23 protein-coding genes are annotated in these 24,441 nt (G+C 71.0%); 12 read left to right on the forward strand and 11 right to left on the reverse strand.

Translation table 11 applies throughout. The annotated features are described in order from the left end of the window. The first annotated feature begins 12 nt into the window (after nucleotides 1-12). From FS770_RS07975 to FS770_RS08000, 6 genes are all read left to right on the forward strand, one after another. Complete coding sequence (locus FS770_RS07975; protein WP_145011007.1) at nucleotides 13-993, forward strand: phytoene/squalene synthase family protein; 981 nt, start codon at nucleotides 13-15, stop codon at nucleotides 991-993. Further along, nucleotides 990-2,609, forward strand: coding sequence for a phytoene desaturase family protein (gene crtI / locus FS770_RS07980; RefSeq protein WP_145011010.1), 1,620 nt, complete (start codon nucleotides 990-992; stop codon nucleotides 2,607-2,609). The genes FS770_RS07975 and crtI overlap by 4 nt, the downstream gene beginning before the upstream one ends. Continuing rightward, a complete protein-coding gene (locus FS770_RS07985; RefSeq protein WP_055082511.1) occupies nucleotides 2,609-2,956 on the forward strand; it encodes a lycopene cyclase domain-containing protein in 348 nt (115 codons plus the stop codon). The genes crtI and FS770_RS07985 overlap by 1 nt, the downstream gene beginning before the upstream one ends. Beyond that, nucleotides 2,953-3,291 carry a lycopene cyclase domain-containing protein gene (locus FS770_RS07990; RefSeq protein ID WP_055082509.1) on the forward strand — a complete coding sequence of 113 codons (339 nt, stop codon included), beginning with the start codon at nucleotides 2,953-2,955 and terminating at the stop codon, nucleotides 3,289-3,291. The genes FS770_RS07985 and FS770_RS07990 overlap by 4 nt, the downstream gene beginning before the upstream one ends. Beyond that, nucleotides 3,285-4,160, forward strand: a complete 876-nt coding sequence (locus FS770_RS07995) for a prenyltransferase (RefSeq protein ID WP_144943146.1) — start codon at nucleotides 3,285-3,287, stop codon at nucleotides 4,158-4,160. Before FS770_RS07990 ends, FS770_RS07995 begins: the two co-directional genes overlap by 7 nt. Nucleotides 4,161-4,245: 85 nt before the next feature. Next, nucleotides 4,246-5,061 carry an alpha/beta fold hydrolase gene (locus FS770_RS08000; protein WP_145011013.1) on the forward strand — a complete coding sequence of 272 codons (816 nt, stop codon included), beginning with the start codon at nucleotides 4,246-4,248 and terminating at the stop codon, nucleotides 5,059-5,061. Between the two features lie 89 nt (nucleotides 5,062-5,150). Here the strand turns inward: FS770_RS08000 and FS770_RS08005 are convergent, their stop codons facing one another. Beyond that, entirely contained in the window at nucleotides 5,151-6,128 is a 978-nt protein-coding gene (locus FS770_RS08005; RefSeq protein ID WP_144943148.1) for an LLM class flavin-dependent oxidoreductase, read from the reverse strand. A 106-nt stretch (nucleotides 6,129-6,234) separates the two neighbouring features. Here FS770_RS08005 and FS770_RS08010 point away from each other — a divergent pair, with 106 nt between their 5' ends. The 4 genes from FS770_RS08010 (at nucleotide 6,235) to FS770_RS08025 (ending at nucleotide 9,116) form a co-directional block, all read left to right on the forward strand. Then, nucleotides 6,235-6,942: an alpha-ketoglutarate-dependent dioxygenase AlkB family protein gene (locus tag FS770_RS08010; protein ID WP_144943149.1), complete on the forward strand. Its 708-nt coding sequence runs from the start codon at nucleotides 6,235-6,237 to the stop codon at nucleotides 6,940-6,942. Nucleotides 6,943-7,029: 87 nt separating this feature from the next. Next, nucleotides 7,030-7,557 carry a flavin reductase family protein gene (locus FS770_RS08015; RefSeq protein WP_144943150.1) on the forward strand — a complete coding sequence of 176 codons (528 nt, stop codon included), beginning with the start codon at nucleotides 7,030-7,032 and terminating at the stop codon, nucleotides 7,555-7,557. A gap of 214 nt (nucleotides 7,558-7,771) precedes the next feature. Then, nucleotides 7,772-8,431, forward strand: a complete 660-nt coding sequence (locus FS770_RS08020; RefSeq protein WP_083482298.1) for a flavin reductase family protein — start codon at nucleotides 7,772-7,774, stop codon at nucleotides 8,429-8,431. A gap of 127 nt (nucleotides 8,432-8,558) precedes the next feature. Next, a complete protein-coding gene (locus FS770_RS08025) occupies nucleotides 8,559-9,116 on the forward strand; it encodes a YceI family protein (RefSeq protein WP_055082497.1) in 558 nt (185 codons plus the stop codon). Nucleotides 9,117-9,245: 129 nt separating this feature from the next. Here FS770_RS08025 and FS770_RS08030 read toward each other — a convergent pair whose 3' ends face one another. Beyond that, nucleotides 9,246-9,452 carry a hypothetical protein gene (locus FS770_RS08030; RefSeq protein WP_144943151.1) on the reverse strand — a complete coding sequence of 69 codons (207 nt, stop codon included), beginning with the start codon at nucleotides 9,450-9,452 and terminating at the stop codon, nucleotides 9,246-9,248. 49 nt (nucleotides 9,453-9,501) lie between these two features. Next, nucleotides 9,502-10,308 carry a cell division protein CrgA gene (locus FS770_RS08035; protein WP_055082494.1) on the reverse strand — a complete coding sequence of 269 codons (807 nt, stop codon included), beginning with the start codon at nucleotides 10,306-10,308 and terminating at the stop codon, nucleotides 9,502-9,504. A 201-nt stretch (nucleotides 10,309-10,509) separates the two neighbouring features. On the opposite strand from FS770_RS08035, the gene FS770_RS08040 reads away from it, so the two are divergent. Continuing rightward, nucleotides 10,510-11,151: an anthranilate synthase component II gene (locus tag FS770_RS08040; RefSeq protein WP_055082492.1), complete on the forward strand. Its 642-nt coding sequence runs from the start codon at nucleotides 10,510-10,512 to the stop codon at nucleotides 11,149-11,151. A 181-nt stretch (nucleotides 11,152-11,332) separates the two neighbouring features. Here the strand turns inward: FS770_RS08040 and pknB are convergent, their stop codons facing one another. From pknB to FS770_RS08080, 8 genes are all read right to left on the reverse strand, one after another. Next, nucleotides 11,333-13,285: a Stk1 family PASTA domain-containing Ser/Thr kinase gene (pknB, locus tag FS770_RS08045; protein WP_145011016.1), complete on the reverse strand. Its 1,953-nt coding sequence runs from the start codon at nucleotides 13,283-13,285 to the stop codon at nucleotides 11,333-11,335. A 5-nt stretch (nucleotides 13,286-13,290) separates the two neighbouring features. Next, a complete protein-coding gene (locus tag FS770_RS08050) occupies nucleotides 13,291-15,060 on the reverse strand; it encodes a protein kinase domain-containing protein (RefSeq protein WP_144943153.1) in 1,770 nt (589 codons plus the stop codon). Continuing rightward, a complete protein-coding gene (locus FS770_RS08055) occupies nucleotides 15,057-16,499 on the reverse strand; it encodes a peptidoglycan D,D-transpeptidase FtsI family protein (protein ID WP_145011019.1) in 1,443 nt (480 codons plus the stop codon). The genes FS770_RS08050 and FS770_RS08055 overlap by 4 nt, the downstream gene beginning before the upstream one ends. After that, on the reverse strand, nucleotides 16,496-18,226 hold the full coding sequence (locus FS770_RS08060) for an FtsW/RodA/SpoVE family cell cycle protein (RefSeq protein WP_313960154.1): 1,731 nt from the start codon (nucleotides 18,224-18,226) through the stop codon (nucleotides 16,496-16,498). Before FS770_RS08060 ends, FS770_RS08055 begins: the two co-directional genes overlap by 4 nt. Further along, complete coding sequence (locus FS770_RS08065) at nucleotides 18,223-19,803, reverse strand: PP2C family protein-serine/threonine phosphatase (RefSeq protein ID WP_144943155.1); 1,581 nt, start codon at nucleotides 19,801-19,803, stop codon at nucleotides 18,223-18,225. Before FS770_RS08065 ends, FS770_RS08060 begins: the two co-directional genes overlap by 4 nt. 3 nt (nucleotides 19,804-19,806) lie before the next feature. After that, nucleotides 19,807-20,331 carry an FHA domain-containing protein FhaB/FipA gene (locus FS770_RS08070; RefSeq protein ID WP_145011023.1) on the reverse strand — a complete coding sequence of 175 codons (525 nt, stop codon included), beginning with the start codon at nucleotides 20,329-20,331 and terminating at the stop codon, nucleotides 19,807-19,809. Between the two features lies 1 nt (nucleotide 20,332). Continuing rightward, nucleotides 20,333-21,175 (reverse strand): FHA domain-containing protein, encoded by an 843-nt coding sequence (locus FS770_RS08075; RefSeq protein WP_144943157.1) that lies wholly within the window; start codon nucleotides 21,173-21,175, stop codon nucleotides 20,333-20,335. Between the two features lie 208 nt (nucleotides 21,176-21,383). Beyond that, nucleotides 21,384-23,540, reverse strand: a complete 2,157-nt coding sequence (locus tag FS770_RS08080; protein ID WP_145011025.1) for an oxidoreductase — start codon at nucleotides 23,538-23,540, stop codon at nucleotides 21,384-21,386. Between the two features lie 242 nt (nucleotides 23,541-23,782). On the opposite strand from FS770_RS08080, the gene FS770_RS08085 reads away from it, so the two are divergent. Continuing rightward, nucleotides 23,783-24,424, forward strand: a complete 642-nt coding sequence (locus FS770_RS08085; protein ID WP_144943159.1) for a Dps family protein — start codon at nucleotides 23,783-23,785, stop codon at nucleotides 24,422-24,424. The last annotated feature ends 17 nt before the right edge of the window (nucleotides 24,425-24,441 follow it).

Raw genomic sequence — 24,441 nt, forward strand, 5'->3', positions numbered from 1 at the left:
AGGACCCCCACCATGCCCCAGGACGCACCGGCCGACGCGCCGCTGAGCCTCTACACCGCCACCGCGCTGGCGGCCTCAGGTGCGGTGATCGGGCGCTACTCCACCTCCTTCTCGCTCGCGTGCCGCACCCTGCCGCCTGTGGTGCGCCGGGACGTCGCCGGGATCTACGCGCTCGTGCGCGTGGCGGACGAGGTGGTGGACGGAACGGCCGGAGCGGCGGGTCTCGGCCCGGACCGGGTGCGCGCGGCGCTCGACGCGTACGAGGCCGAGGTGGCCTCCGCGCTCGCCACGGGCTTCTCGACGGACCTGGTGGTCCACGGCTTCGCGGACGTCGCCCGCCGCCACGGCTTTGGCACCGAGCTGACCGGGCCGTTCTTCGCGTCCATGCGGGCGGACCTGGATGTGGCCGAGCACGACGGCGCCTCGCTGGAGTCCTACATCTACGGCTCGGCGGAGGTGGTGGGGCTGATGTGCCTGGAGGTCTTCATGGACATGCCCGGCACCCGCGCCCAGACCTCGGAGCAGCGGGAGATGCTGCGCGCCACGGCCCGCCGGCTGGGCGCCGCGTTCCAGAAGGTCAACTTCCTGCGGGACCTCGGCGCGGACCACGACCAGCTCGGACGCACCTACTTCCCCGGCGCGGACCCCTCCCACCTGGACGAGACCCGCAAGCAGCTGCTGCTCGCGGACCTCGGCGCGGACCTGGATGCCGCCGTGCCCGGGATCCTCGCGCTGGACCACCGTGCCGGGCGGGCGGTGCTGATCGCGCACGGACTGTTCCGTGAGCTCGCACGGCGGATCGAGGAGGTGCCCGCGGCGGAGCTCACACGACGGCGCATCAGCGTGCCCGCCGGGGTGAAGCTGCGGATTGCCGCGAGAGCGCTGTCCGTCACCGCGCGCACGGGCTCGCACGGGCGGGGCCGAGCCCCTGAGTCGGGGCCACCGGTGCCGGCGACCGTGCCCGAAACCTCCGGGACGGGGGCCACCCGATGACGCGCACGGTGGTGATCGGCGGCGGCTTCGCGGGCCTGGCCACGGCGGGCCTGCTCGCCCGGGACGGGCGCAGCGTCACCCTGCTCGAGCAGCAGGACACGGTCGGTGGCCGCTCCGGGCGGTGGTCCGCGGAGGGCTTCACGTTCGACACCGGACCCAGCTGGTACCTCATGCCCGAGGTGATCGACCGCTGGTTCACCCTGATGGGCACGAGCGCCGCCGAGCAGCTGGACCTGCGCCGGCTGGACCCGGGCTACCGCGTCTTCTTCGAGGACCACCTGGCGGAACCGCCCACGGACGTGGTCACCGGCCACGCGCAGGAGCTGTTCGACAGCCTCGACCCGGGGTCCTCCAGCGCGCTGCGCGCCTACCTGGACTCGGGCGCGCAGGTCTACGAGCTCGCCAAGAAGCACTTCCTCTACACGGACTTCGCGCACCCGCTGGACCTCGTGCGCCCGGAGGTGCTCCGCAACCTCCCGCGGTTGGCAACGCTGCTGGGCACGTCCATGAAGAACTACGTCGCGCGCCGTTTTCCCGAGCCGCGGCAGCGCCAGATCCTGGGCTATCCCGCCGTCTTCCTGGGGGCGTCCCCCGGCTCCGCCCCGGCCATGTACCACCTCATGAGCCACCTGGACCTCACCGACGGCGTGCAGTATCCGATGGGTGGATTCGCCGTCATGGTGGACGCCATGGAGCGGCTCGTGCGCGCGGCCGGTGTGGAGATCGTCACCGGGGCCACCGTGACCGGCATCGAGGTGGCTCCCGAACCGCGGTCGCCGCGTTCCCGGTTGGCTGCCGCCCGGGCACGACGTCGCACCGCAGGCACGGTCACGGGCGTCACCTACCGCACGGCGCCGGGCACGGACCCGGACGGCGTCGTCGCCGGTGCGGAGGTCACCGTGCCCGCGGACGTCGTCGTCGGCGCCGCGGACCTGCACCACCTCCAGACCCGCCTGCTGCCGGGTCCGTTCCGCGCGCCGGAGTCCCGCTGGAAACGCCGCGATCCCGGGCCCTCCGGGGTGCTCGTGTGCCTCGGCGTGCGCGGGAAGCTGCCGCAGCTGGCCCACCACAACCTGCTGTTCACCGCGGACTGGGACGAGAACTTCGGGCGCATCGAGTCCGGTGCGGACCTCGCGGAGGAGACCTCGATCTACGTGTCCATGACGTCGGCGACGGATCCGGGCACCGCGCCCGAGGGGGACGAGAACCTCTTCATCCTGGTGCCCTCGCCCGCGGCGCTCGAGTGGGGCCACGGTGGAACCACCGCACCGGGCGTCGACGAGCCCGGTTCCGCGCAGGTGGAGCGGGTCGCCGACGCCGCCATCGCGCAGCTCGCGCGTTGGGCGGACATCCCGGACCTGGCCTCGCGGATCGTGGTGCGCAGGACCTACGGGCCCGAGGACTTCGCGGTGGCCGTCAATGCATGGCGCGGCTCCCTGCTGGGCCCGGGGCACGTTCTGACGCAGTCCGCGATGTTCCGTCCCGGCGTCACCGACCGCGGGATCCGGGGGCTGTTCTACGCCGGTTCCTCGGTGCGCCCGGGGATCGGCGTACCCATGTGCCTGATCTCCTCCGAGGTGGTGCGGGACGCCGTGCGGGAGAGCGGGGCGCGCTGATGTACCTGTTCCTGCTGCTCGTCCTCCTGGGCTGCTTCGCGCTCATCGACCGGCGCTGGAACCTGTACTTCTGGTCCGGGCACCCGATGCGGGCCTGGCTCGTGCTGGTCACCGGGGTGGTGTTCTTCCTCGCCTGGGACCTGGTGGGGATCGCCAACGGACTGTTCTGGCACGGGGAGAACTCCCTGACCCTGGGGATCTTCGTGGCTCCCGAGCTGCCCCTGGAAGAGGTCTTCTTCCTCGCGTTCCTCTGCTACCAGACCATGGTCTACGTGCTCGGCGCGCCCGTGCTGTGGCGGTGGCTGCGGGCCCGCACCGGCGCGGCCCACGCGGGGAGGCGGGCATGACGTACTGGGGTGTGAATGCGGTCTTCCTGGGGATGGCGGCGGTCGTTCTGCTGGCAACGGCGCTCGTGCGGCGTCCACCCGCCCGGTTCTGGGGGGCGCTCGCGGCCTCCGCGGCGCTGCTCGTGGTGCTCACCGCCGTTTTCGACAACGTCATGATCGCCTCCGGGATCATGACGTACACGGACCGCAACATCTCCGGGGTGCAGATCGGGCTCGCCCCCCTGGAGGACTTCGCCTACCCGGTGGCCGGCGTGCTGCTGCTGCCGGCGCTGTGGCTGCTGCTCGGGGGCAGGCGCAGCGGCAATTCCAACGACGGAAGGAACGGACCGTGCTGAGGACGCTGTTCTGGGCCTCGCGCCCGCTCAGCTGGGTGAACACCGCCTATCCGTTCGCCGCGGCCGTGCTGCTGACGGGCGGTCTGCCCTGGTGGCTGGTGGCGCTCGGGACCGTGTTCTTCCTGGTGCCCTACAACCTGGCGATGTACGGCATCAACGACGTCTTCGACTACGAGTCGGACCTGCGCAACCCCCGCAAGGGCGGTGTGGAGGGCGCGGTGGTGGACCGCTCCGCGCAGCGCGGCGTGCTGCGGGCGGCGTGCCTGCTGCCGGTGCCATTCGTCGCTGTGCTGGCCGGGTACGGGATCGCGACCGGGAACGTGCTGTCCGTGCTGGTACTGGCCGTGAGTCTGTTCGCGGTGGTCGCGTACTCGTGGGCGGGACTGCGCTTCAAGGAGCGCCCGTTCGTGGACGCGATGACCTCCGCGACCCACTTCGTCTCGCCCGCCGTCTACGGGCTGGTGCTCGCACGGGCGGAGTTCACGGCGGGGCTGTGGGCGGTGCTCGTGGGCTTCTTCCTGTGGGGCATGGCCTCGCAGATGTTCGGGGCGGTGCAGGACGTGGTTCCGGACCGTGAGGGCGGGCTGGCATCCGTGGCCACCGTGCTCGGAGCCCGCCCCACGGTGTGGCTCGCGGCGGGCCTCTACGCGCTCTCCGGTGCCCTGATGCTGCTCACCCAGTGGCCGGGTCAGCTCGCGGCGCTGCTCGCGGTGCCGTACCTGGTCGACGCGTGGCGCTTCCGGGGCGTCACGGACGAGGACTCAGCCCGGGCCAACGCCGGATGGAAGACGTTCCTGTGGTTGAACTACGCGACCGGCTTCCTGGTCACGATGCTGCTGATCTGGTGGGCTCGGGTCCACGTCCTGTGAACGGACGCGAAATGCCCGGGACCGGGGCGGACCGGCCTGGTGAGTGGCCCGCGGGTCGCGTGCCCGGAGCTGGCATCATGGGCGCATGAGCCGATCGACGTTCGCCACTCACACCGCCCGGGTCAGCGACACGCAGCTCGCCTACACGGACGAGGGGCAGGGTCTGGCGGTCGTGCTGCTGCACGGCCACGGCTACGACCGCTCCATGTGGGACGCGCAGATCCCGGTGCTCGTTGACCAGGGATGGCGCGTGATCGCCCCGGACCTGCGCGGCTTCGGAGATTCGGAAGTCACGCCGGGCATCGTCTACACCGAGGAGTTCGCGGCGGACACCATCGCGCTGCTGGACCGCCTGGGCCTGGACTCAGTGGTGCTGGTGGGGTTTTCGATGGCGGGGCAGGTGGCCCTGCAGATTGCTGCGACCCACCCTGAGCGGGTGGCCGCGCTGGTCGTCAACGACACGGTGCCGCACGCCGAGGACGCGGCGGGGCGGCGTCGTCGTCACGTGGGCGCGGACGGGATCCTGACGGGCGGGATGCCGGCCTACGCGGACAGGGTGCTCGCCTCCATGATCCGCGAGGACAACGTGGAACGGCTGCCTGTGGTGGCCGACACGGTGCGCGAGATGATCGCCGCGTGTCCGGCGGAGGGGGCGGCCGCGGCCATGCGCGGGCGTGCCGAGCGCAACGACTTCACCGAGACGCTGCGGTCGTGGCACAAGCCCGCGCTCGTGGTCGTGGGGGACGGGGATGCGTTCGACGGCGGCGCAGCCCGGAGGATGGCCGAGCTGCTGCCGCACGGCGAGCTCGCGGTGGTTCCCCGCAGCGGGCACACGCCGAACATGGAGAACCCTGCAGACTACGACGCCGCCCTGCTGCGGTTCCTGGACTCCCTCGTCTGACCGGGGGAGGAGGCCCGTGCGGTGCCGCGAGCCGCCGCGCCCGGAGTGTCGAACGGCGTCGTCGACCGGCGTGTCGCTCTGGGGCGGACTCAGTTCCAGTTCTTGGCGAGCAGCTCCATGGAGGTCAGGACGTCCGGCTGGCGGGTGGCCGTGGGGGAGATCATGAGCTCGTCCGCATCCGCGTGCTCGGCGAAACGGTGCAGGTAGTCGACCACCGTGTCCGGGGTGCCAGCGCCGGTGTAGCTGATCATGTGCAGCACCTGGGACGCGGCGGGGGAGGCCATGACCATGTCCATTTCCTCCTCGGTGAACTCGCGGCCGCGGCCCACCATGGCGCGCACGCGGGAACGCTGGGAAGCCTCGAGCTGCCGAGCGGCGTCCTGCGCGTCCTCGGAGACGATCACGTTCACCGCCGCGATCACGTACGGCTCGGACAGCTGCTCCGAGGGCTGGAACTGGGAGCGGTAGGCGGCCACCGCGTCCACAAGGGCGTCCGGTGCGAAGTGGGAGGCGAAGGCATAGGGCAGTCCATAGGCGGCGGCCAGCTGGGCCCCGAAGAGGGAGGATCCGAGGATGGTCAGGGGCACGTTGGTGCCAGCGCCCGGAACCGCGTTCACGCCCGGGACGATCGAGTTGCCGCTCAGGTAGCCCTGCAGCTCCTTGACGTCCTGCGGGAAGTTCTCGGCAGCCTCCGGGGAGCGGCGCAGCGCCCGGAGCGTGCGCGGGTCGGTGCCCGGCGCGCGTCCGAGGCCCAGGTCGATGCGCCCGGGGTGCAGCTCGGCGAGCGTGCCGAACTGCTCGGCCACGGTCAGCGGGGAGTGGTTGGGCAGCATGACGCCGCCGGAGCCCAGCCGGATGCTCTCGGTGTGGGCGGCCACGTGCGCGATCAGCACCGCGGGGGCTGAGGACGCGATCGTGGACATGTTGTGGTGCTCGGCGTACCAGACGCGCGAGTAGCCCAGACGCTCCGCATGCTGGGCGAGCGTCACGGAGTCCGCGAAGCTCTGGCCCAGGGACTGGTCCTCGCGCACGGTGGCGAAGTCGATGACCGACAGGGGCAGTGCCATTTCAAAACCTTTCCAGAAGAAAACTTACTGTGGAAATAACGGCCTCGGCGGCGGGGGTATTCCTGGTGGCGTTCCCGGTGTCGGACGGGTGGCCTATGGTGCGGTCATGGCCGAGTACGAGGTGGACGAACTCTTCACCGTCCCCCGCGAGCGGGCTGTCCTGGTGCCCGGCGCGGTCCACGTTCCGGGGTGGCTGGACCCCGCGCGGCAGCAGCGGTTGGTGGATGTCGCCCGTGAGTGGGTGCGCGCCGCTCCCATGGAGCACAAGGTGCTCGCCGGCGGCGGGCGGATGTCCGTGCAGTCGGTCATGCTCGGCAGCGGCCGCGCGACCTACGGCTACGGCGCGGACGGTGGCTGCCGGGCCCCGGAGCTGCCGGAATGGTTGGTCGCCCTCGGCGCGCGGGCGGTCGCGGACGCGTACCTGGGGGACCCGGGGCACGACGTCGGCCTCCCGGACGCCGCGCGCCTGGTCCGGGACTTCGCTCCGGACTCCGCGCTCGTTAACTTCTACGACGACGCCGCCCACATGGGCATGCACCAGGACAAGGACGAGTTCTCGGCGGCGCCCATCGTCTCTCTCTCGCTCGGTGACACGTGCGTGTTCCGCTTCGGCAACACCGAGACCCGCGCCGCGCCCTACCAGGACGTGGAGCTGCGCTCGGGGGACCTGTTCGTCTTCGGAGGGCCCTCCCGCTACGCGTTCCACGGTGTCCCCAAGGTGCTCCCCGGAACGGGCGGGCGTCAGCTCGGGCTGAAGAACGGCGGGCGGCTGAACATCACGCTGCGCATGACCGGAGGTTGCGGCGGCAGGTGAGGGTGCCTGAGGCCGTCGGTCGCTAACGTTTCCCCCGGGACAAACCCGGCCGGGCGGCGTCGTCATCGGCGGTGACAGACTGGAGCCATGAAGAGCGAGCCGTTGGATCCCAGCCCCACCGAGACGCAGGTGGAGCGCTACCGCACGCTTGCCGCGGACCACGCCGTGGGGGTGGGGGTGGTGTGCGCCCGCTACCGGGGCAAGGACCACGCCATCACCGTCACAGCGTTCGCGGACGTCTCCTACGACCCGCCCACCATGCTCGTGTGTCTCTACGACATGGGCCGCATGTGCGAGGCCGTGGCGAGCACCGGCACGTGGACCCTGTCCCTGCTCAACGTGGACCAGCGCTCCGTGGCCAACTGGCTCGCAAGCCCCGGCAACCCGGTGGACGGCCTGCTGGACACCGTCCCCTTCCACCGCACCGAGCGCAGCGGTACGCCGGTGATCGACGGCTGCCTGAGCTGGTTCGAGCTCGACACCGTTTCCACCCACACCGCCGCCACGCACCTGGTGGTGGTCGGCAGGGTCACGGCCATGGGCAGGGGTGACGACGCCGGGCGGGCCGACCGCCCGCTGATCCACTTCGCGCGGGAGTACCGGGGTCTGGTCTGACAGCGGAGGACCGAGGACCGAAAACCGTCGCCGACTGCGCTGCGAGCCTGCGGTTCTGTCCCCCAACATGACGTTCTTCGACGCGGTGTGGCCCAGAATGTGGACTGGCAAAGAATAGGTTGGACAGGATTCGCCTGGAAGGATCTACAGTGGCCGGAAATTAGCGGAAAGAAACCGCCGATCCCGGAGCACAGCCGTGTGAGAGGAACCCATCATGCCGGAACGCGTCAGCCACACCACGTCCACCACGCCCCAGAGCCCGGACTCGGGGCCGGCGCCCGAGACCGTTCCCTCGTCCGGCGCCGAGGCCGAGCGCGTGTCCGCGCAGGCCGTGGACCTCGTGGCGCCCACCGAGGCCCTGCGCAGCGATCCGGCCCTGACGGAAGGGTTCAAGTCCGCGTTCGGCCAGCACCCCGCGGGCATCGCGATCATCACGGCGACCGGCCCCGAGGGTCCGGTGGGGCTCACTGCATCGTCGGTGTCCTCCATCTCCGCGGACCCGCCCATCCTGGGCTTCTCTCTGCAGGCCAGCCGCGGGTCGGCCGCGGTGGTGGCCGCCGCGACGTCGTTCGTGGTGCACTTCCTGGACGCCGACGACGTCGACCTCGCCCGCTCCTTCGCCGTCTCCGGCGCACCCCGCTTCGGGGACGACATGCCCTGGACCACCCTGCCCACTGGCGAACCGCGCCTGACGGACGTGCGCCGAGTGCTGCGGGCCATTCCCTTGGCACGGATCAAGGCGGGCCCGTCCCTCGTGTTCAACGCGGCCGTGGTGGAGGTCCTGGGCATGGAGGGCTCCGGCCGTCCGCTCGTGTACCACCAGCGCCAGTTCCACGGCCTGAGCGAGGAGTCGGTCCTGGGACTGCGTGCCTGAGTCGTTCCCGGTCGCTCAAGTTACTTTTTATTGCATAGGTTGACGCGGCATGTATCTCGTCGTAGATTAGTTTCCGAAGCAAGCAGTTGGACGTCGAACGGCGCCCGCCAACCCGAAGGAGTACGACATGAGCACCCTCGAAGGCATGACCCCCGGCACCTGGACCCTGGACCCGGCTCACACGGAGGTGGGCTTCTCCGTCCGCCACGCGGGCATCTCCAAGGTCCGCGGCGTCTTCAGCGACGTTTCCGGCGAGCTGAACGTCACCGATGACTCCGCCAACAACACCGGCCTCGTCACCATCCAGACCAACTCCGTGGACACCAAGAACGAGGGCCGTGACAACCACGTGCGCAGCGCCGAGTTCTTCGACGTCGAGAACTACCCGCAGATGACCTACAAGATCACCGGCGTGGAGCTCAACGGCGACGAGGGCACCGTCAAGGGCCAGCTGACCCTGCGCGACGTGACCAAGGACGTGGACCTGGCCGTCGAGTTCAACGGCGTGGCCGTGGACCCGTTCGGCGCTACCCGCGCCGGTTTCAGCGCCTCCACCTCGATCTCCCGCAAGGAGTTCAACGTGACCTGGAACGCCGCCCTCGAGACCGGCGGGGTCATGGTCTCGGACAAGGTGAACATCACCCTGGACGTGGAGTTCACCGCTCCCGAGTCCAGCTCCAACTGAGCTCGGCTGCAACTGAGCCAGAGCTGGACGCAGTGAGCCACTGACTCCGGACAGCACTGAACGCGCCCCTCAGGACACAGTCCTGAGGGGCGCGTTCTGTGCGCACGCTGCCCGCTCTCGGGGCTGCCGTCAGCGCAGGGACTGCACCACGAAATAGACGACCGGCACCAGGATGAGCCCGATCAGCGCAATGCGGCGCACCCGCACCTCCATGCGCGCGGGGTTGACGTGATGACGGGTCGGGTGGCGATCCGCCTCGGTGTTGAGGTCACTCGCTGTCTGATCGGCGACGTGGCGCGAGTCGCCCTCCTGCGGCGGGTCGGACGGGATGTTCACGGGCACTCCTGACGGGCCTGGCGGGCGGGATGGCTGACCGGGGCCGGGGTCATCGCCAGCGGGTGGTCATGATCAGGCCGGTGAGCATGAACCCGAGCCCGATCACGAGGTTCCAGACGCCGATCCCGGGAATGGGGATCAGGCCCTGGAAGAGGTAGTAGGAGATGATCCACAGCAGAGCCACGATCATCAGCCCCACCATGATGACCTTGTACCACGTGGGCGTGGGCTGGTAGTCGACAGCGCGGCGCTCGCGCTCCTCGGCCTTGGCCGCCTTCTCCTCGCGGCGCTTCGCGGCCAGTTCGCGCTTGCGGCGGGCCTTGAGCTCGGCCGGCGTCTCCTCGGCAGTCTCCGTACTCTTGGCGGCCGCGCCCGTGGCCCTCTCGCTCCTCGAGCCCTCAGCGGCAGCGGACGCCGCGGCGTCCGTCCGCGCCGTCGCACCGACCCTGCTCGCGCCCTTGCGGGGGTTGTTCCCGGCGCGCTTCTTGCGGCCCGCGGACTTTGCGCCCCCGGCGGACGCGGCATCGCCCTCGGCTCCGGTGGCTGCGTCCGCATCGGTGCCTGCCGTGGCGGTGCCCGTGCTCTTGCCCGCCGCCTTCTCCGAAGTGCCGTGCGCGCGGGCAGCGGGGGCGTCGTCGTCGACCAGCTCGTGGTCCGTGACCGCGTCCTTGGCGGAGACGGACGTGGAGCCGGCATTGCGCGCCGCGTGCCGTTCGAAGGAGGCCGCCGCGCTGTTACGGGGGAGGATCTCGGCGGCGAGGGCCGCGAGCTCGCGGTCCCGATCGGTCAGGACGAACTGCTGGGCGTCGTCGTCATCCTTGCGGGAGCGGCGGAAGCGCTTCTGGGACTGGGCCAATGCTGTTCATTCCTCCTGATGGGTGGGCTCCCGGTGAGGGGCCGGCCGGGGCGGAGCGCGGGTGGGTCGCTGCGGCCCGAGGCACCTCATCCGCCCGGCGCGGTGCGGGGCCCGGTGTGAGATCGGCGTTCAGTCTATCGGCCGCCTCGGGCGTAGACTTGCGCACGTTCTGTCAATTGGTGAACGCGCAGGAGTTCTTGAGTGTCCGTGAAGATTCTCGTGGTGGACAACTACGACAGCTTTGTCTACACCCTGGTGGGCTATCTCCAGCAGCTGGGCGCCCAGACCACCGTGGTCCGCAACGACGACCTCGACGTCTCCGCCGCCACCGCCTTGGCCGGTGAGCACCAGGGCGTGCTGCTCTCTCCGGGCCCCGGTGCCCCGGCGGACGCCGGCGTGTGCTCGGACCTGATCCGCTGGGCCGAGGTGAACCAGAAGCCCTTGCTCGGGGTGTGCCTGGGCCACCAGGCCCTCGGCGAGGTCTACGGCGCCCGCGTGGGTCACGCCCAGCAGCTGATGCACGGCAAGACCTCCCGCCTGGTCCACAACGAGGACAGCGTGTTCCCCGGCGTGCCCTCCCCGTTCACCGCCACCCGGTACCACTCCCTGGCCGTGGACGCGGACACCGTCCCGGACTGCCTGGAGGTCACCGCCACCACCGACGACGGCCGCGCGGTCATGGGACTCAAGCACCGCAGCGCACCGCTGCACGGGGTCCAGTTCCACCCCGAGTCCGTCCTCACCGAGGGTGGTTACCTCATGCTCGGCAACTGGCTCGAAAGCGTGGGCCAGCACGGTGCGGCGGCCGCGGCGGCGGGGCTCTCCCCGCTCATGACCGCCTGAGCGGACTCCTTCGCCCCTCGCGGCACACCACGACGCCGGGCGCGAACCTTGCGGAGGCGGCGGACCGCCGCCGTTCGGAGATCCCAGACGCGCCGACCTGCGAGCCCCTCGAACCGTGAACGCACCACCAACGACGAACGCCCCGGACACCATCGAGTGTCCGGGGCGTTCGCTCATCCGCTCAGCCGTTGCCACGGCCCCCGCGTGACGCCGTGGGCCGTGGTGTGGCGTGGCTCTGGGTGGGTTGGGCCGTGGGCGCCGTCGTCTCCTCCTCAGTGGGCGTGGGCTCCGCGGTCTCCTCCTGCGTGGGGGTGGGGGAGGGCGTGGTTCTGCGCGCCACAGTCAGCGTGATCGTGGAGCCCTGGCTCACGGACGAGCCGGCGGGCGCGGACTGCGCGAGCACCGTGCCGGTCTCGGCGTCCTGCGTCTCCTCGATCTTCACGTCCGAGCCCAGCCGGACGTCCAGCGCGCGCAGCGCCTGCTCCGCCTCCGCGCGGGTCATGCCCACGACGTCCGGGACGGTGACCTTCCCGGAGGAGACCTGCAGCTTCACAGCGCTGCCTTGTGCCACGGAGGTGCCCGGAGTGGGATCGCTGGAGATCACCACGTTCTCCGCCACGGTGGCGCTGTTGACAGTGGTCACCTCGCCCACGCCCAGTCCGGCCTTCTGCAGCGCCTGACGGGCGTAGTCCAGCGACTGACCCACGAGGTCTCCGGGGACATCCACGTTCTCGGGCCCGTCCGAGACCACCACGGCCACGGTCGAGCCCTCGTCCACCTCTGTCCCGGCCGTGGGGTCCATGCTGATGACGTGCTTGTCCGGCACGCTGCTGTCGTGCTTGGTGGTGAACGCGGGGTTCAGCCCGGCGTCGCGCAGGGTGTTCTCAGCGGTGGTGCTGTCCATCCCCACCACCTGGGGGACGCTCACGCGAGTCACCTGCTCGGCCTGCTGGGACTGCCACCACTGCACTCCCATGACTGTGCCGACGCCCAGCAGGGCGAGCAGCAGCAGGAGGAGGACGGGCAGCAGCCAGGCCCGTCGCTTGCGGGGTGCCGCAGCGGTGGCGGGGGCGGCCACGGGCACGGGGTCCGTGGCGTCGTCCGGATCGAGGTCCCCGTGCTGGGCGGGTGTGGGGCCCGAGGGCTCGGCGTCCTCGCTTCGCCCCGCCGCGGTCACCGCCGCGGCGGGTGCACCGGCACCCACCGCGGGAAGGGTCTTGGTGCTGGAGTCCCCGGCCAGTGCAGTGTCGATGGGCTGGGTCGCGCCGAGGTCCCCGGGCAGGGTCGCGCCGAGGTCGCGCAGGGCGCGTCGCATCTCCCCGGCGTCCGCGAAGCGGTCCTCGGGGTTCTTCGCGAGCGCACGCTCCATGAAGCGGTCCACGGCGGGTGGCAGCTGGGGATTCAGCGCCGACGGCGCCGGCGGAGCGTCCCGCACGTGCTGCGCGGCGATCGCCACGGAGGACTCGCCCACGAACGGGGCGCGCCCGGTGAGCATCTCGAACATCACGCAGGCGGCGGAGTAGAGGTCCGAGCGGGGATCCACGGCAGCGCCGCGGGCCTGCTCTGGGGAGAGGTACTGCGCGGTGCCGAGCACTGCCTGCGACTGCGTGAGCGCGGCCTGCGTGTCCTCCACGGCGCGCGCGATCCCGAAGTCCATGACCTTGACGCCGCCGTCCGGTGTGACCTTGACGTTGGCCGGCTTGATGTCCCGGTGCACGATCCCGGCACGGTGGCTGAAGGACAGCGCGTCCATGATGCCGAGCATGTACTCGACGGCATGCTCGGGGGTGACCCCGTCACCGTGGATGAGCTCCCGCAGGGTCTGGCCGGGGACGTACTCCATCACGATGTAGGGCCGCAGCACCCCGTCAGGGCCCTGGGGAGTGATCTCGCCGGTGTCATAGATGGCGACGATCGAGTGGTGGTTCAGGGACGCCACCGCGTGGGCCTCGCGCTGGAAGCGCTCGTGGAACGTCTCGTCCGCGGCGAGCTCCGGTCGCAGGATCTTGATCGCCACGCGGCGCCCGAGCCGGACGTCCTGGCCCAGGTGCACGGTGGCCATGCCGCCACGGCCAATGATCTCGCCCACCTGGTAGCGGTTGTTGATCAGATCAGGAATCGAAGACGCCGCCATGCCCGCTACCCGTCTGTACCGGTGCCCGGACTGCCCGGAGTGGCGGGCGCCGCCACGGCATCGCCGTTCGAGCCCTGCCCGGACGTGCCCTGGCCGGAGGAGTCATTGCCGGTGCTCGTGCCGGGCTCCTGCGCCTGGGCGTCCGAAGCGCCCTGGGTGGGGTCTGCCGCGCCGTTCGTCGCACCGCCGTCGTCAACCCCGCCCTGGGTGGCGCCGCCGTTCGCGGGCTGGGTGGGAGCCGCGGGCGCGGCGGTCTCCTCACGCGCGGGCGAGGTGGCCTCGCGGGAGCTTCCGGTGTCGGCACCGGAGTTCTGCGTGGCGCTCGAGGACGGGGTCCAGGCCACGTAGAGCACCACCGTGGAGCCGATCTCCACCCGGGAGCCGCCCTCGGGATCCGAGGAGACCACGGTGTTCTCGGCCTTGCCGGTGCCCTGCTGCAGGCGCTTGTCCACGTTCACGCCGAGCGCGACGATCTCGTCCGAGACGCTCTGGGCGTCCCGGCCCACGATGTTGGCGGGCAGCGTGACGGCGTTCGCGTCCGTGGGGCTCACGGTGGAGGACGTCACGGTTCCCGGCTCCGGGGAGTCCGAGGAGTCCCGGCCGGTGAGGAACCAGACACCCGCCACGGCGAGCACCACGAGCAGGATCAGCAACGGCAGGAGCCAGGCCCAGACGGAGCGCCCCCCCGACTTCTCGGCCTTGCGGGACCCGCGCGCGGAGTGGTCCACGGCGTCGAACTGAGCCGTGGAGGGGTGCGCACTGTACCTGGGATCCGGGCGGTCCGCCGCGGCGGCCGAGCCTGTCCCGATCGCCGCGGGGGAGGCGGCCGTGCCGTCCATGGCCCGCGTGCGGGGACCCGTGACGGGGGTGATCGCCTCCGTGGGCTGGTCTTCCTGCGTGTACTTCTCCGACAGCAGCGGCGCCATGCCCGGGACCATGGCCACGGCGGACTTCACGTCCCCCCGGCGCAGAGCGTCGACGGCGTTGGCGAGCTTGCCCGCGTTGCCCGGCCGGTCCTCCGGGTCCTTCGCGAGCATCGACATGATGAGCGCGCGCACGGGTTCCGGCACCGAGTCCGGCAGCGGCGGCGGGTTGTCGTTGACCTGCGCCAGGGCGATCGCGATCTGCGACTCCCCGGTGAAGGGACGCCGGCCCGCGAGCAGCTCGTAGCCGATGATCCCCAGGGAGTAGATGTCCGAGGAGCCGGTGGCGGTCTGGCCCGTGGCCTGCTCCGGCGCGAGGTACTGGGCAGTGCCCATGACCTGTCCCGTGGCGGTGAGCGGCACCTGGTCCGCGAGGCGGGCGATGCCGAAGTCCGTGACCTTGACCCGGTTGTCCGGGGTGATGATCAGGTTGCCGGGCTTCACGTCCCGGTGCACGAGGCCCTGGGCATGCGCGGCGGCCAGGGCGCGCGCCGTCTGCCCGATGTAGTTGAGCACCGTGTCCGGGTCCACCGTCTTCTGCCGGTCGATGATGTTCGACAGCGGTTCACCCGGCACGAGCTCCATGACCAGGAAGGCCGAGCCCTCGTCCTCGCCGTAGTCGAAGACGTTGGCCACACCGGGGTGGTTGAGCAGCGCGGTGTGCCGGGCCTCCGCGCGGAAGCGCTGGAGGAACGTGGGATCCCCGTTGTACTCGTCCTTGAGGATCTTCACCGCGACGATGCGGCCCAGGACCTGGTCCTTGGCCTTCCACACCTCGCCCATGCCGCCGATGGCAATACGTTCCGTGAGCGCGTAGCGACCGCCCAGAATGGTGTTCGACGATGGTCTCACTTGTTCAACACCGCCTCGAAGAGTTGCCGTGCGCTGGGGCTGGTCAGGGCCGAGCCCGTGGTGACGTCCACGTCCTCGACCACCACGGACACCGCCAACTGGGGGTCATCCGCGGGTGCGAATCCAGTGAACCACGAATCGTTCAATCCGTCCTTGCCGATCTCCGCGGTGCCGGTCTTGCCGGCCACCTTGACGCCGTCGACCTTGGCGCCGGAGGCGATGCCGTTGTCCACCACCGAGGTCATCAGGTCCGTGACCGTCTTGGCCGTCTCGGTGTCCGTGGAGCGGCGCAGCTGCTCCGACTTGAACTCGTCGATCACGGAGAGGTCCGAGGAGCGGACGGTCTTGACCAGGCTGGGCTTCATCATCACTCCACCGTTCGCGATGGCCGCGGAGGTCATGGCGACCTGCAGCGGGGTGGTCCGGACGTCGTACTGCCCGATCGAGGACAGCGCCAGCTGCGACTGGTTCATCTGGTCCGGGAAGACCGACGGGGTCACCTGCAGGGGGATGTCCAGGTCCTGGCCGTAGCCGAAGTTCTCGGCGGTCTGCCGGATCTTGTCCTGTCCCAGGTCCATCGCGATGGAGGCGAAGGGTGTGTTGCAGGACTGCTCCAGGGCGAACTGCAGGTTCACCTGCGTGCGCGCCGAGCACCCGCCCTGCCGGTAGTTCGGCAGGGTCACGGTGGTGTCCGGAAGCGGCAGCTCGCTCGGGTTCTCCAGGGTGGAGTCCGTGGTGTACTTCCCGGACTCCAGGGCCGCCACGGTGTCGATGAGCTTGAACGTGGAGCCGGGGGCGTAGAGGTCTCCGCCGATCGCGCGGTTCACGAGGGGCTTGTCCGGGTCCGCGTTGAGCTGGTCGGACGCGGCCACCACCTTCTCGGTGTTGTGCGAGGACATGGAGTTCGCGTCGTAGCTCTTGCGGGAGACCATGGCCTTGATCTCGCCGGTCTTGGGATCCACGGCCACGATGGAGCCGTTGTGACCCTCCAGCGCGTCGTAGGCGACCTTCTGCAGGTCCGGGTCGATGGTCAGCTCCACGGACGCGCCCTTGGGCTGGTCGCCGGAGAACATGGACATCACGCGGTCGTAGAACTGGTCGTCGGAGGCGCCGGAGAGCTCGTCGCCCAGGGCCGATTCCAGGCCCGTGGCCCCGTAGACCAGGGAGAAGTAGCCGGTGAGGTTCGAGTACATGGGGGAGTCGGTGTACACGCGCTGATGCTCGAAGTCGTCGTCGGAGGGCTGGGAGGTGGCAATCTCCTTGCCGCCCACCAGGATCGAGCCGCGGTCCTGGCCGAACTGCTCGTACAGGGTCCGGTTGTTCCAGGGGTTGGCCTTGAGGGAACCGGCCGCGAAGAACTGCACGTAGGTCAGCGCGAGCAGCAGCACCACGACGATCGCCGCCACCATGAGCCACATCCTGCGGATCGCCTTGTTCACGGGGTCCCTCCTTCCTGCTGGTCGTCGTCCTGCACCGGGGCATTCTTCTTCTTCGTGCCGGTCCCCGCGTGGGGGCTGCCGGTGGCCTCGCGTTTCGCGTCCCCGCGCCTGCTCTGCGCCGGGGATCCGGAGCGGTCCGCGAGCCGGGACATCACCTCGGTCGCTGAGCCGGCCTCGGCGGTGTCGTCCGCGCCCGCGTGCGCTCCCGCGGAGGAGCTGAGCGCGGCCGAGCGCGTGGGTTCGGTGCGGGCCTCGGACGGCGCGCCGCCGGTGTCGCGGGCGGAGGGGTCGGCGACGTCACGCTGCTGCTCGCGTGCGCGGCGTCGTCGTTCGACGGAGGCGAGGTCTTCGTCCGTGGCGGGGCCCGTGACCACGGGCCGACGCGCGCTGTGGGAGATCGCGAGCAGGACGGCCACGATGATCCAGTTGGACAGCAGCGAGGAGCCGCCGGCGGACATGAACGGCGTGGTGAGACCGGTCAGCGGCAGCAGCCGCGTGACACCGCCGATCACCACGAGCAGCTGGAGCACCATCAGGGCGGAGAGCCCCGCGGCGAGCAGCTTGCCGAACGCGTCCCGGGTGCCCAGGGCGGCCCGCAGCCCGCGCGTGGCGAAGAGCAGGAACAGCACGAGGATCGCGCCCAGGCCGATCAGCCCGAGCTCCTCGCCGAACGCCGTGATGATCATGTCCGAGTTGGAGTACGAGACGAGGTCCGGGCGGCCCTGGCCTAGCCCCTTGCCGAAGAGCCCGCCGGAGGCGAGACCGAACAGGCCCTGCACGATCTGTGCCGAGCCACCGGGGGAACGGTTGTAGACCTCGGGGTCGAAGGCGTCGAGCCAGGCATCCAGGCGCAGGCTCACGTGGGAGAACACCTTGCTGGCGGCGAACCCGCCCACGGCCATGAGCGCCACTCCCAGCACGATCCAGCCCAGGCGGCCGGTGGCCAGGTAGATCATGGCCAGGAACAGGCCGAAGAACATGATGGCCGTGCCCATGTCCTTCTGGAGCACGAGGACGCCGATGGCGATCACCCAGGCCGCGAGCATGGGCGCGACGTCCCGGAAGCGGGGCAGCCGCACGGGGCCGATCTTCCGCCCGGCCAGCAGGATCAGGTCCCGGTTGGTGGAGAGGTATCCGGCGAAGAAGATCGCCAGGGTGATCTTGGCGATCTCACCGGGCTGGAACGTGCGTCCGGCCACGGAGATCCACAGTCGGGCCCCGTTGATCTCCACGCCGAGCCCCGGGACCATCGGCAGCAGCAGGAGCAGCGCCGAGAGCAGCAGCATGATGTAGGTGACGTTGCGCAGCCGGCGGTGGTCCTTGAGGAACCAGAGCACCACGCAGCACGTCACCATGGCCACCGCGGTCCATACCACCTGGGTGTTCGCCGCGCTCTGACCGGTGGAGAGGTCGATGCGGTGGATCATCGCCAGGCCCAGTCCGTTGAGGGCCACGGCAATGGGAAGCAGGTAGGGGTCTGCGTAGCGCGCGCGGATCCACAGCACCACGTGCACTAGCAGTGCGCCGCCGGCGAGCACGGCGCCGCTGAGGACGATGTGACGGGGGTCCTCCCGCAGCTGGTCCGGGTCCACAAGGATGTTGGCGCCCACGCCGATGCACAGCGCGAGCAGCAGCAGGAACAGCTCGATGATCCGGCGGGGCCTGGGGCGCACGACGGGCGCGGAGTCGGCGGGGGAGGCCGTCGTGGTGGTAGCGGGGGAGCTCACGAGGCGTCACCCCCCGGTGTGGCGGAGGACGCGGCGGGGCTGGGGGAGGGGCTGCCGGAGGTCGTCGGGGTGGGGGTCGTGACGGTTACTCGGCCCGTGGGATGGGGCCCGGGCCCGGTGGAGGTCTTCAGGTCCGCCACAATCTTCTCGGCCTCCTCGCGGCTGCCGGCGGGGATCGTGGCGCGTACGCGCTCCCGGGCGTACTGGGAGAGCGAGTCCACGGAGATCTCCGTGGTGGAGTCCAACTCGCTCAGCGAGATGGGCCCGAGGGACTGCGAGACGCCCTGGAACACGGCTACCTTCCCCTGCTCCTCACCCACGTAGTACTGCGAGGAGGTCCAGGCGCGGGCGGCCCAGCCGCCCAGCAGCAGGGCGACGGCGAGCACGAGCACACCTGCGACCACCAGGGCACGACGGCGCGTGGAGCCTCGCCCGGGGTCCTCGCCCCTGCGGCGCAGCAGGCTGCGCACCTCGGCGGGGTCCGCGGTGACGTCCAGGGTGGAGGTGGAGAGCATGGTTGCGCGGCGCTGGATCGCAGAGTCGGAGACCGTGGGGATCCGACCGGTCTGGGTCGCGTTGGCCGCGGCGCCCACCAGCAGGTGGGGGCGCTCGGCGAGGTCCCCGCGCAGCACGGACGCCGAGGACCGCTCGTCCCCGCTGGCGCCCGGGCCGGTGCTGCGTCCGGGTTCGCGGTAGTCGCGGCCGCCCCCTGCCACGGGGGAGTCCATGGGGCCGTCCCACTCCTCGACGGTCTCGCTCTCACTGCGCAGCTGCTCGTCCGAGGTGCGGGACTCGTCCGGCACGGCGCCCATGGCCTCGCCGGTCATGGGGTGGGCCTCCCGGCCGTCCGGGATCTCGCCCACCTGCACGACCACCACGGTCACGTTGTCCGGGGCGCCGCGGTCCAGGGTGAGCTCCACCAGGGAGTTCACGATCTGGTTGAGGTCCCCGGTGGAGCGCATCACGTTCTCGATGGTCTGCGCGTTCACGACGGCGTTGAGCCCGTCCGAGCACAGCAGCCAGCGCTCGCCCACGGCGGGGCGCACGGTGCGCACCTCGAGTTCGGGGGAGGCGTCCACGTCCCCGAGCACCCGCATGAGCACGTTCTTGTGGGGGTGGGTCTCGGCCTCCTCCGGCCGCAGCCGCCCCTCGTCGATGAGTCGCTGCACGAACGTGTGGTCCGTGGTGACCTGCTCGAAGCCCTCGGTCTCGGAGAGCCGGTACGCACGCGAGTCCCCGATGTGCGCCACCGAGATCTCGTCCCCGTCGATCAGCAGGGCGGTGACCGTGGTGCCCATTCCCCCGAGCCGGGGGTTGGACTGCACGAGTTTGGCGAGGTTCTGGTTGGCGTTCTGGATCTCGTCCGCGAGGACCGTGGCGCCGTCGCCGTCGTGGCCGGCGTGGTCCAGGTGCGTGAGGTCGATGACCGCGGACGCGGAGGCCACGTCACCGCCCACGTGACCGCCCATGCCGTCGGCGACGACGGCGAGGTAGCGCCCCGCGTAGGCGGAGTCGTCGTTCTTCGAGCGGACGCGGCCCACATCGGAGCGCGCCGCATAGCGGAAGGCGATGGGCATGGGCTACGGCCTCAGTTCCATCACGGTTCGCCCCACGCGGAACTGCACGCCGGGGTCCACGGCGGCGGCGCGGGAGATCTTCTGGTCACGCAGGAAGGTTCCGTTGGTGGAACCGAGGTCCTCGAGGAACCAGCGGGAGCCCTGCGGGAACAGCCGGGCGTGGCGGCCCGAGGCGTAGTCGTCCTCCAGGGGCACGGTGGCCTCGGGCGAGCGGCCCAGCATTACCGGGGCGGAGCCGAGCTGGTAGCTGCTGCCGGCCAGCGGGCCCTCGACGACGACGAGCTGCTGGGGCCGGTGGCGCGTGCCGCCGGTGGTGGGCGCGGAGGTGCGGGGCTCCGGCGCGGGCTCGGGGGCCCTGCGCTCCTGCCGCGGGGACTCGGCGGCGCGGGCGCTGCCGGCACGGGCGGCGGTGCGCGCTCGGCCGCTGACGGTCAGGTCACGGGCCTGCGAGTACACCACGGCCGCGATGAAGACCCACAGCAGCGCGAGGAAACCGTAGCGCAGCAGGGTCACGGTCAGTTCGGACACGTCAGCGCCCCTCCTTCGGCACGAGCAGCCGGAAGACCAGCCTGGTGCGTCCCATGGCGATCACGGAGCCGTCCACGAGCTGGGCCCGTCCCTGGATCTTCTGGCCGTCCACATAGGAGCCATTGGTGGATCCGAGGTCCACGGCCAGGAAGTTGCTCCCCTGGCGGCGGATCTCGAGGTGTTTGCGGGAGACCCCGGTGTCCTCCACGGTGATGTCCGCCTGCGAGGAGCGGCCCACGCTCACGCTGTCCGCGTTGAGGGAGAACCGTTCGGATCCCACCTCGATCACCGGCACCTTCCGCAGGACGGGCGCAGGGGCCTCGTGGTCGGCGGGCCCGGCAGGGGCGTACCCGGGGGCGGAGGTCGTGGTGCGGCCATCCCGCGTGGTGCGGGCCGGCGCGTGCGGTGCGGGAGCCGGGGGCTGGGGTGCGCGCGCGGAGGTCCCGGCGTTGGCGGGGGCCGGGGGTGTGCTCGTGCGCTCGAACGAGGGGACGACGTCGAAGTTCCCCGCCTCGAGCTCCGAGTTGCGGGTGAAGCTCACGCGCACCGCGCCCTGCAGCGTGTAGGCCTGTGAGCGGGCGTGGCGGATGACGACGTCGCACAGCTCCTCCGCGAGCTGCACGCCCCACTCCTGGGCGCGCGGGAAGTCGTCGTCCGAGAACTCGACCGTGAACACGTTGGGGGCCATGGTGCGCCCGCCGCTCACCGTGAAGGACTCCTGGTCCAGCTCGCGGCGCAGCGCGCTCGCGATCTCCACGGCCTCGACCCGCTTGCGGGAGCCGGCGGTGAAGGCGGTGCGGACCGCTTTCTCGATCCCGTTCTCCAGTCCGGTCCAGAAACCCATCCCGCCTCCTTTCTCGGCCAGCCAGTGGCGGTGCGTTCAGTGCAACCGCAGGGGGGCGGTGTGGCACACGGTCGTCAGCAGTCCCCAGAATAGTAGCCGCAGTGGCTGTGCGAGCGGTGACAGGTCTCCCGTGCGCGGCGGCGGCGGCCCGCGTGCGGCGCGATCGGGGGCCGCCACGCCGGGCACGGCGGCGTCGTCCCCTCCCCGCTCAGGGCAGGCTGGCGGCGAGCTCCACGGCCTCCTTGATCGCGCGCTTGGCGTCCAGCTCGGAGGCCACGTGGGCACCGCCGATCACGTGGACCGGGCGCCCACCCGTCAGCTGCTCCGCGAGCTCGGCGCGGGACTCCTGCCCCGCGCACAGCACCACGGTGTCCGCCGGAACGAGCAGCTCGACCTTCCCCGGGGCGAGCGCCACCGCGGTGGCCGCGCCCGGGTGCCCGGCTTCCTGGCGCACTGCTTGCGAGTGCCCCGCGGCAGCGGCGGCCCCGGCGCGGGTCTGCTGGCGCGGGGCCGATCCGGCGCCGCCGCCCGCCGCGTTGTCCTCCAGCGTGCCGGTGCCCGGGACCAGCACGTGCACGCCGTCCCCGTCGATGCGCTGGTACTGCACGCCGGTCATGAAGTCCACGCCCGCCATGTGCAGCTCCGCACGGTGGATCCACCCCGTGGTGGTGCCCAGGCGTGCCCCCGGCTTGCCCTCGCCGCGCTGCAGCACCGTGACGTGGCGCAGCGGCGCGGTCGGCTCCGGGCGCAGCAGCCCGCCGCGGGCCTCGAGCGTACGGTCCACGCCCCACTCGCGGTAGAAGTCCGCGTCCGGGTCGTGCGTGAGGAAGTGGGCGACGTCGAAGCCGATCCCGCCGCCGCCAACCACTGCCACGCGCTCACCCACGGGTGCGCCCTCCAGGACGTCCTTGTACCCGAGCACCGTGGGGCCGTCCTCCCCGGCGATCCCGGGGATGCGCGGCGTGACGCCCGTGGCCAGCACCACGCGGTCCGCGTCCGCGAGGTCCTGCGAGGTGGCGGTGTGCCCGGTGCGGACAGTGACTCCCAGCTCGGCCAGGCGGGTGCGGAAGTAGCGGATGGTGTGGCCGTAGTCCGCCTTGCCGGGGATCCGGCGGGCGAGCTGGAACTGGCCGCCGATCTCCGGCTGCTCCTCGAACAGGGTGACGTGGTGCCCGCGGGCTGCGGCGGCCTCGGCGAACGCCATCCCCGCCGGGCCCGCACCCACCACGGCGATCCGCTCCGCCGTGCGGGTGGGTCCGAGCGCGAGCTCGTCCTCCCGCATGGCCCGCGGGTTCACCAGGCAGGACATCCGCTTGCCGGAGAAGGTGTGGTCCAGACAGGCCTGGTTGCACGCGATGCACGTGTTGATCTCTGCCGGCCGTTCCTCGCGGGCCTTGGCCACGAACGCGGGGTCCGCGAGGAACGGGCGGGCCATGCACACGAGGTCCGCGTCTCCCCGGGCGATCACGTCCTCGCCGATCTCTGGGGTGTTCATGCGGTTGACGGCCGCGACGGGCACGGAGAGGTTCTCGCGCAGGGCGCGGCTCACCCACGTGAACGCGGCGGGCGGGACGTTCGTGGCGATGGTGGGGATCCGCGCCTCGTGCCAGCCGATGCCCGTGTTGATGATCGAGACCCCGGCCTCCTCCACCTCGCGGCCGAGCGCGAGGACCTGCTCGAACTCCTGCGCGTCCGGCACCAGGTCCAGGGCGGAGAGCCGGTACATCACCAGGAAGTCCGGGCCCGTGGCCTCCCGCACGCGGCGCACGACCTCCACCGCGAAGCGCCGACGGGCGGCGTCCGAGCCCCCGTAGCGGTCCGTGCGCTGGTTGGTGTGAACCACCAGGAACTCGTTGATCAGGTACCCCTCCGAGCCCATGATCTCCACGCCGTCGTAGCCGGCCTGCTGAGCGAGCGCGGCGGCACGGGCGAAGTCCTCGACGGTGCGCTCGACCTCCTCGGTGCTCAGCTCCCGCGGGGTCACCTTGTTGATCGGCGCACGCAGGGGCGACGGCGCCACGGCGTTCGCGTGCATGGCGTACCTGCCGCTGTGCATCAGCTGCAGGGCGATCAGCCCGCCCTCCGAGTGCACGGCGTCCGTGACCGTGCGGTGCGGCGGCAGCTGGTCCTCACGACTCAGGTGGGCGCCGTCATGGCGGGCCGCTCCCTCCTCGTTGGGGGAGATGCCGCCGGTGACGATGAGTCCGGCCCCGCCCCGCACGCGCTCCACGTAGAACCGCGCGAGCTCGTGCTCACCGCCCGGCGTTTCCTCGAGGCCCGTGTGCATGGAGCCCATGATCATGCGGTGCGGCAGGGTCAGCGAGCCCACGCGCAGGGGGGCCAGCAGGTGGGGGTAGGACGTCATCCGATACTCCAAGTCTCAGTTATTTCCTCCACCCTAGAGCTCGTGAGCTGGATCACCAATCCGATCGGGCCGGGAGGTCCGACGTTGCACCACGGGTCTGGGGACCGCCAGAGCACGGGAGAAGGTCCCGCCGGGTGCTGGCCCTGGTGGGCGGTGCGACACGGTGTTATTATGAAGACATCAGAATAAGGGCCGAGGGGCGCGCCGGTCCGGCCGCACCCCGCCCCGACGAGGAGGTTGTCATGGCCAAGAAGTCCAGCAAGAACGCCACCTACACGGTCCCCGGTCTCACCACCGAGCAGGGTCACGCGGTGGCCGATGTCCTGCAGCAGCGCCTGAACGCGCTCAACGACCTGCAGCTCACCCTCAAGCACGCCCACTGGAACGTGGTGGGTCCCAACTTCATCTCGGTGCACGAGATGCTCGACCCCCAGATCGACGAGGTCCGTGGCTACGTGGACGAGGTGGCCGAGCGCATGGCCACCATGGGCGTTTCGCCCAATGGCCTGCCCGGCACCATCGTGTCCGGGCGCACGTGGGACGACTACGACGTCATGCGTGCCTCCGGGGTGGAGCACCTCGCGGCCCTCGACCTCGTCTACGACGGCGTGATCCAGGACCACCGTGCCGCCCTGGCAGAGGTGGGGGACGTGGACCCCATCACCGAGGACATGCTGATCGCCCAGGTGCGCGGCCTCGAGCTGTTCCAGTGGTTCATGCGCTCACACATCGAGAACGACTCCGGCGTGCTGGAGAACAGCTCCGCGCGCACGGAGAAGGCCGCAGCCAAGGCCGTGAAGAAGGCCGTGGCCGGCAAGTCCGGCAAGGGTGCGACGTCGGGCAAGTCCGCAGGCAAGAAGGCGGGCTCCGGCCAGAAGGGCTGATCCGCCGCCCCCGCACG

The sequence above is a fragment of the Kocuria salsicia genome, assembly GCF_007681555.1.
GTDB classification, from domain to species: Bacteria; Actinomycetota; Actinomycetes; order Actinomycetales; family Micrococcaceae; genus Kocuria; species Kocuria salsicia.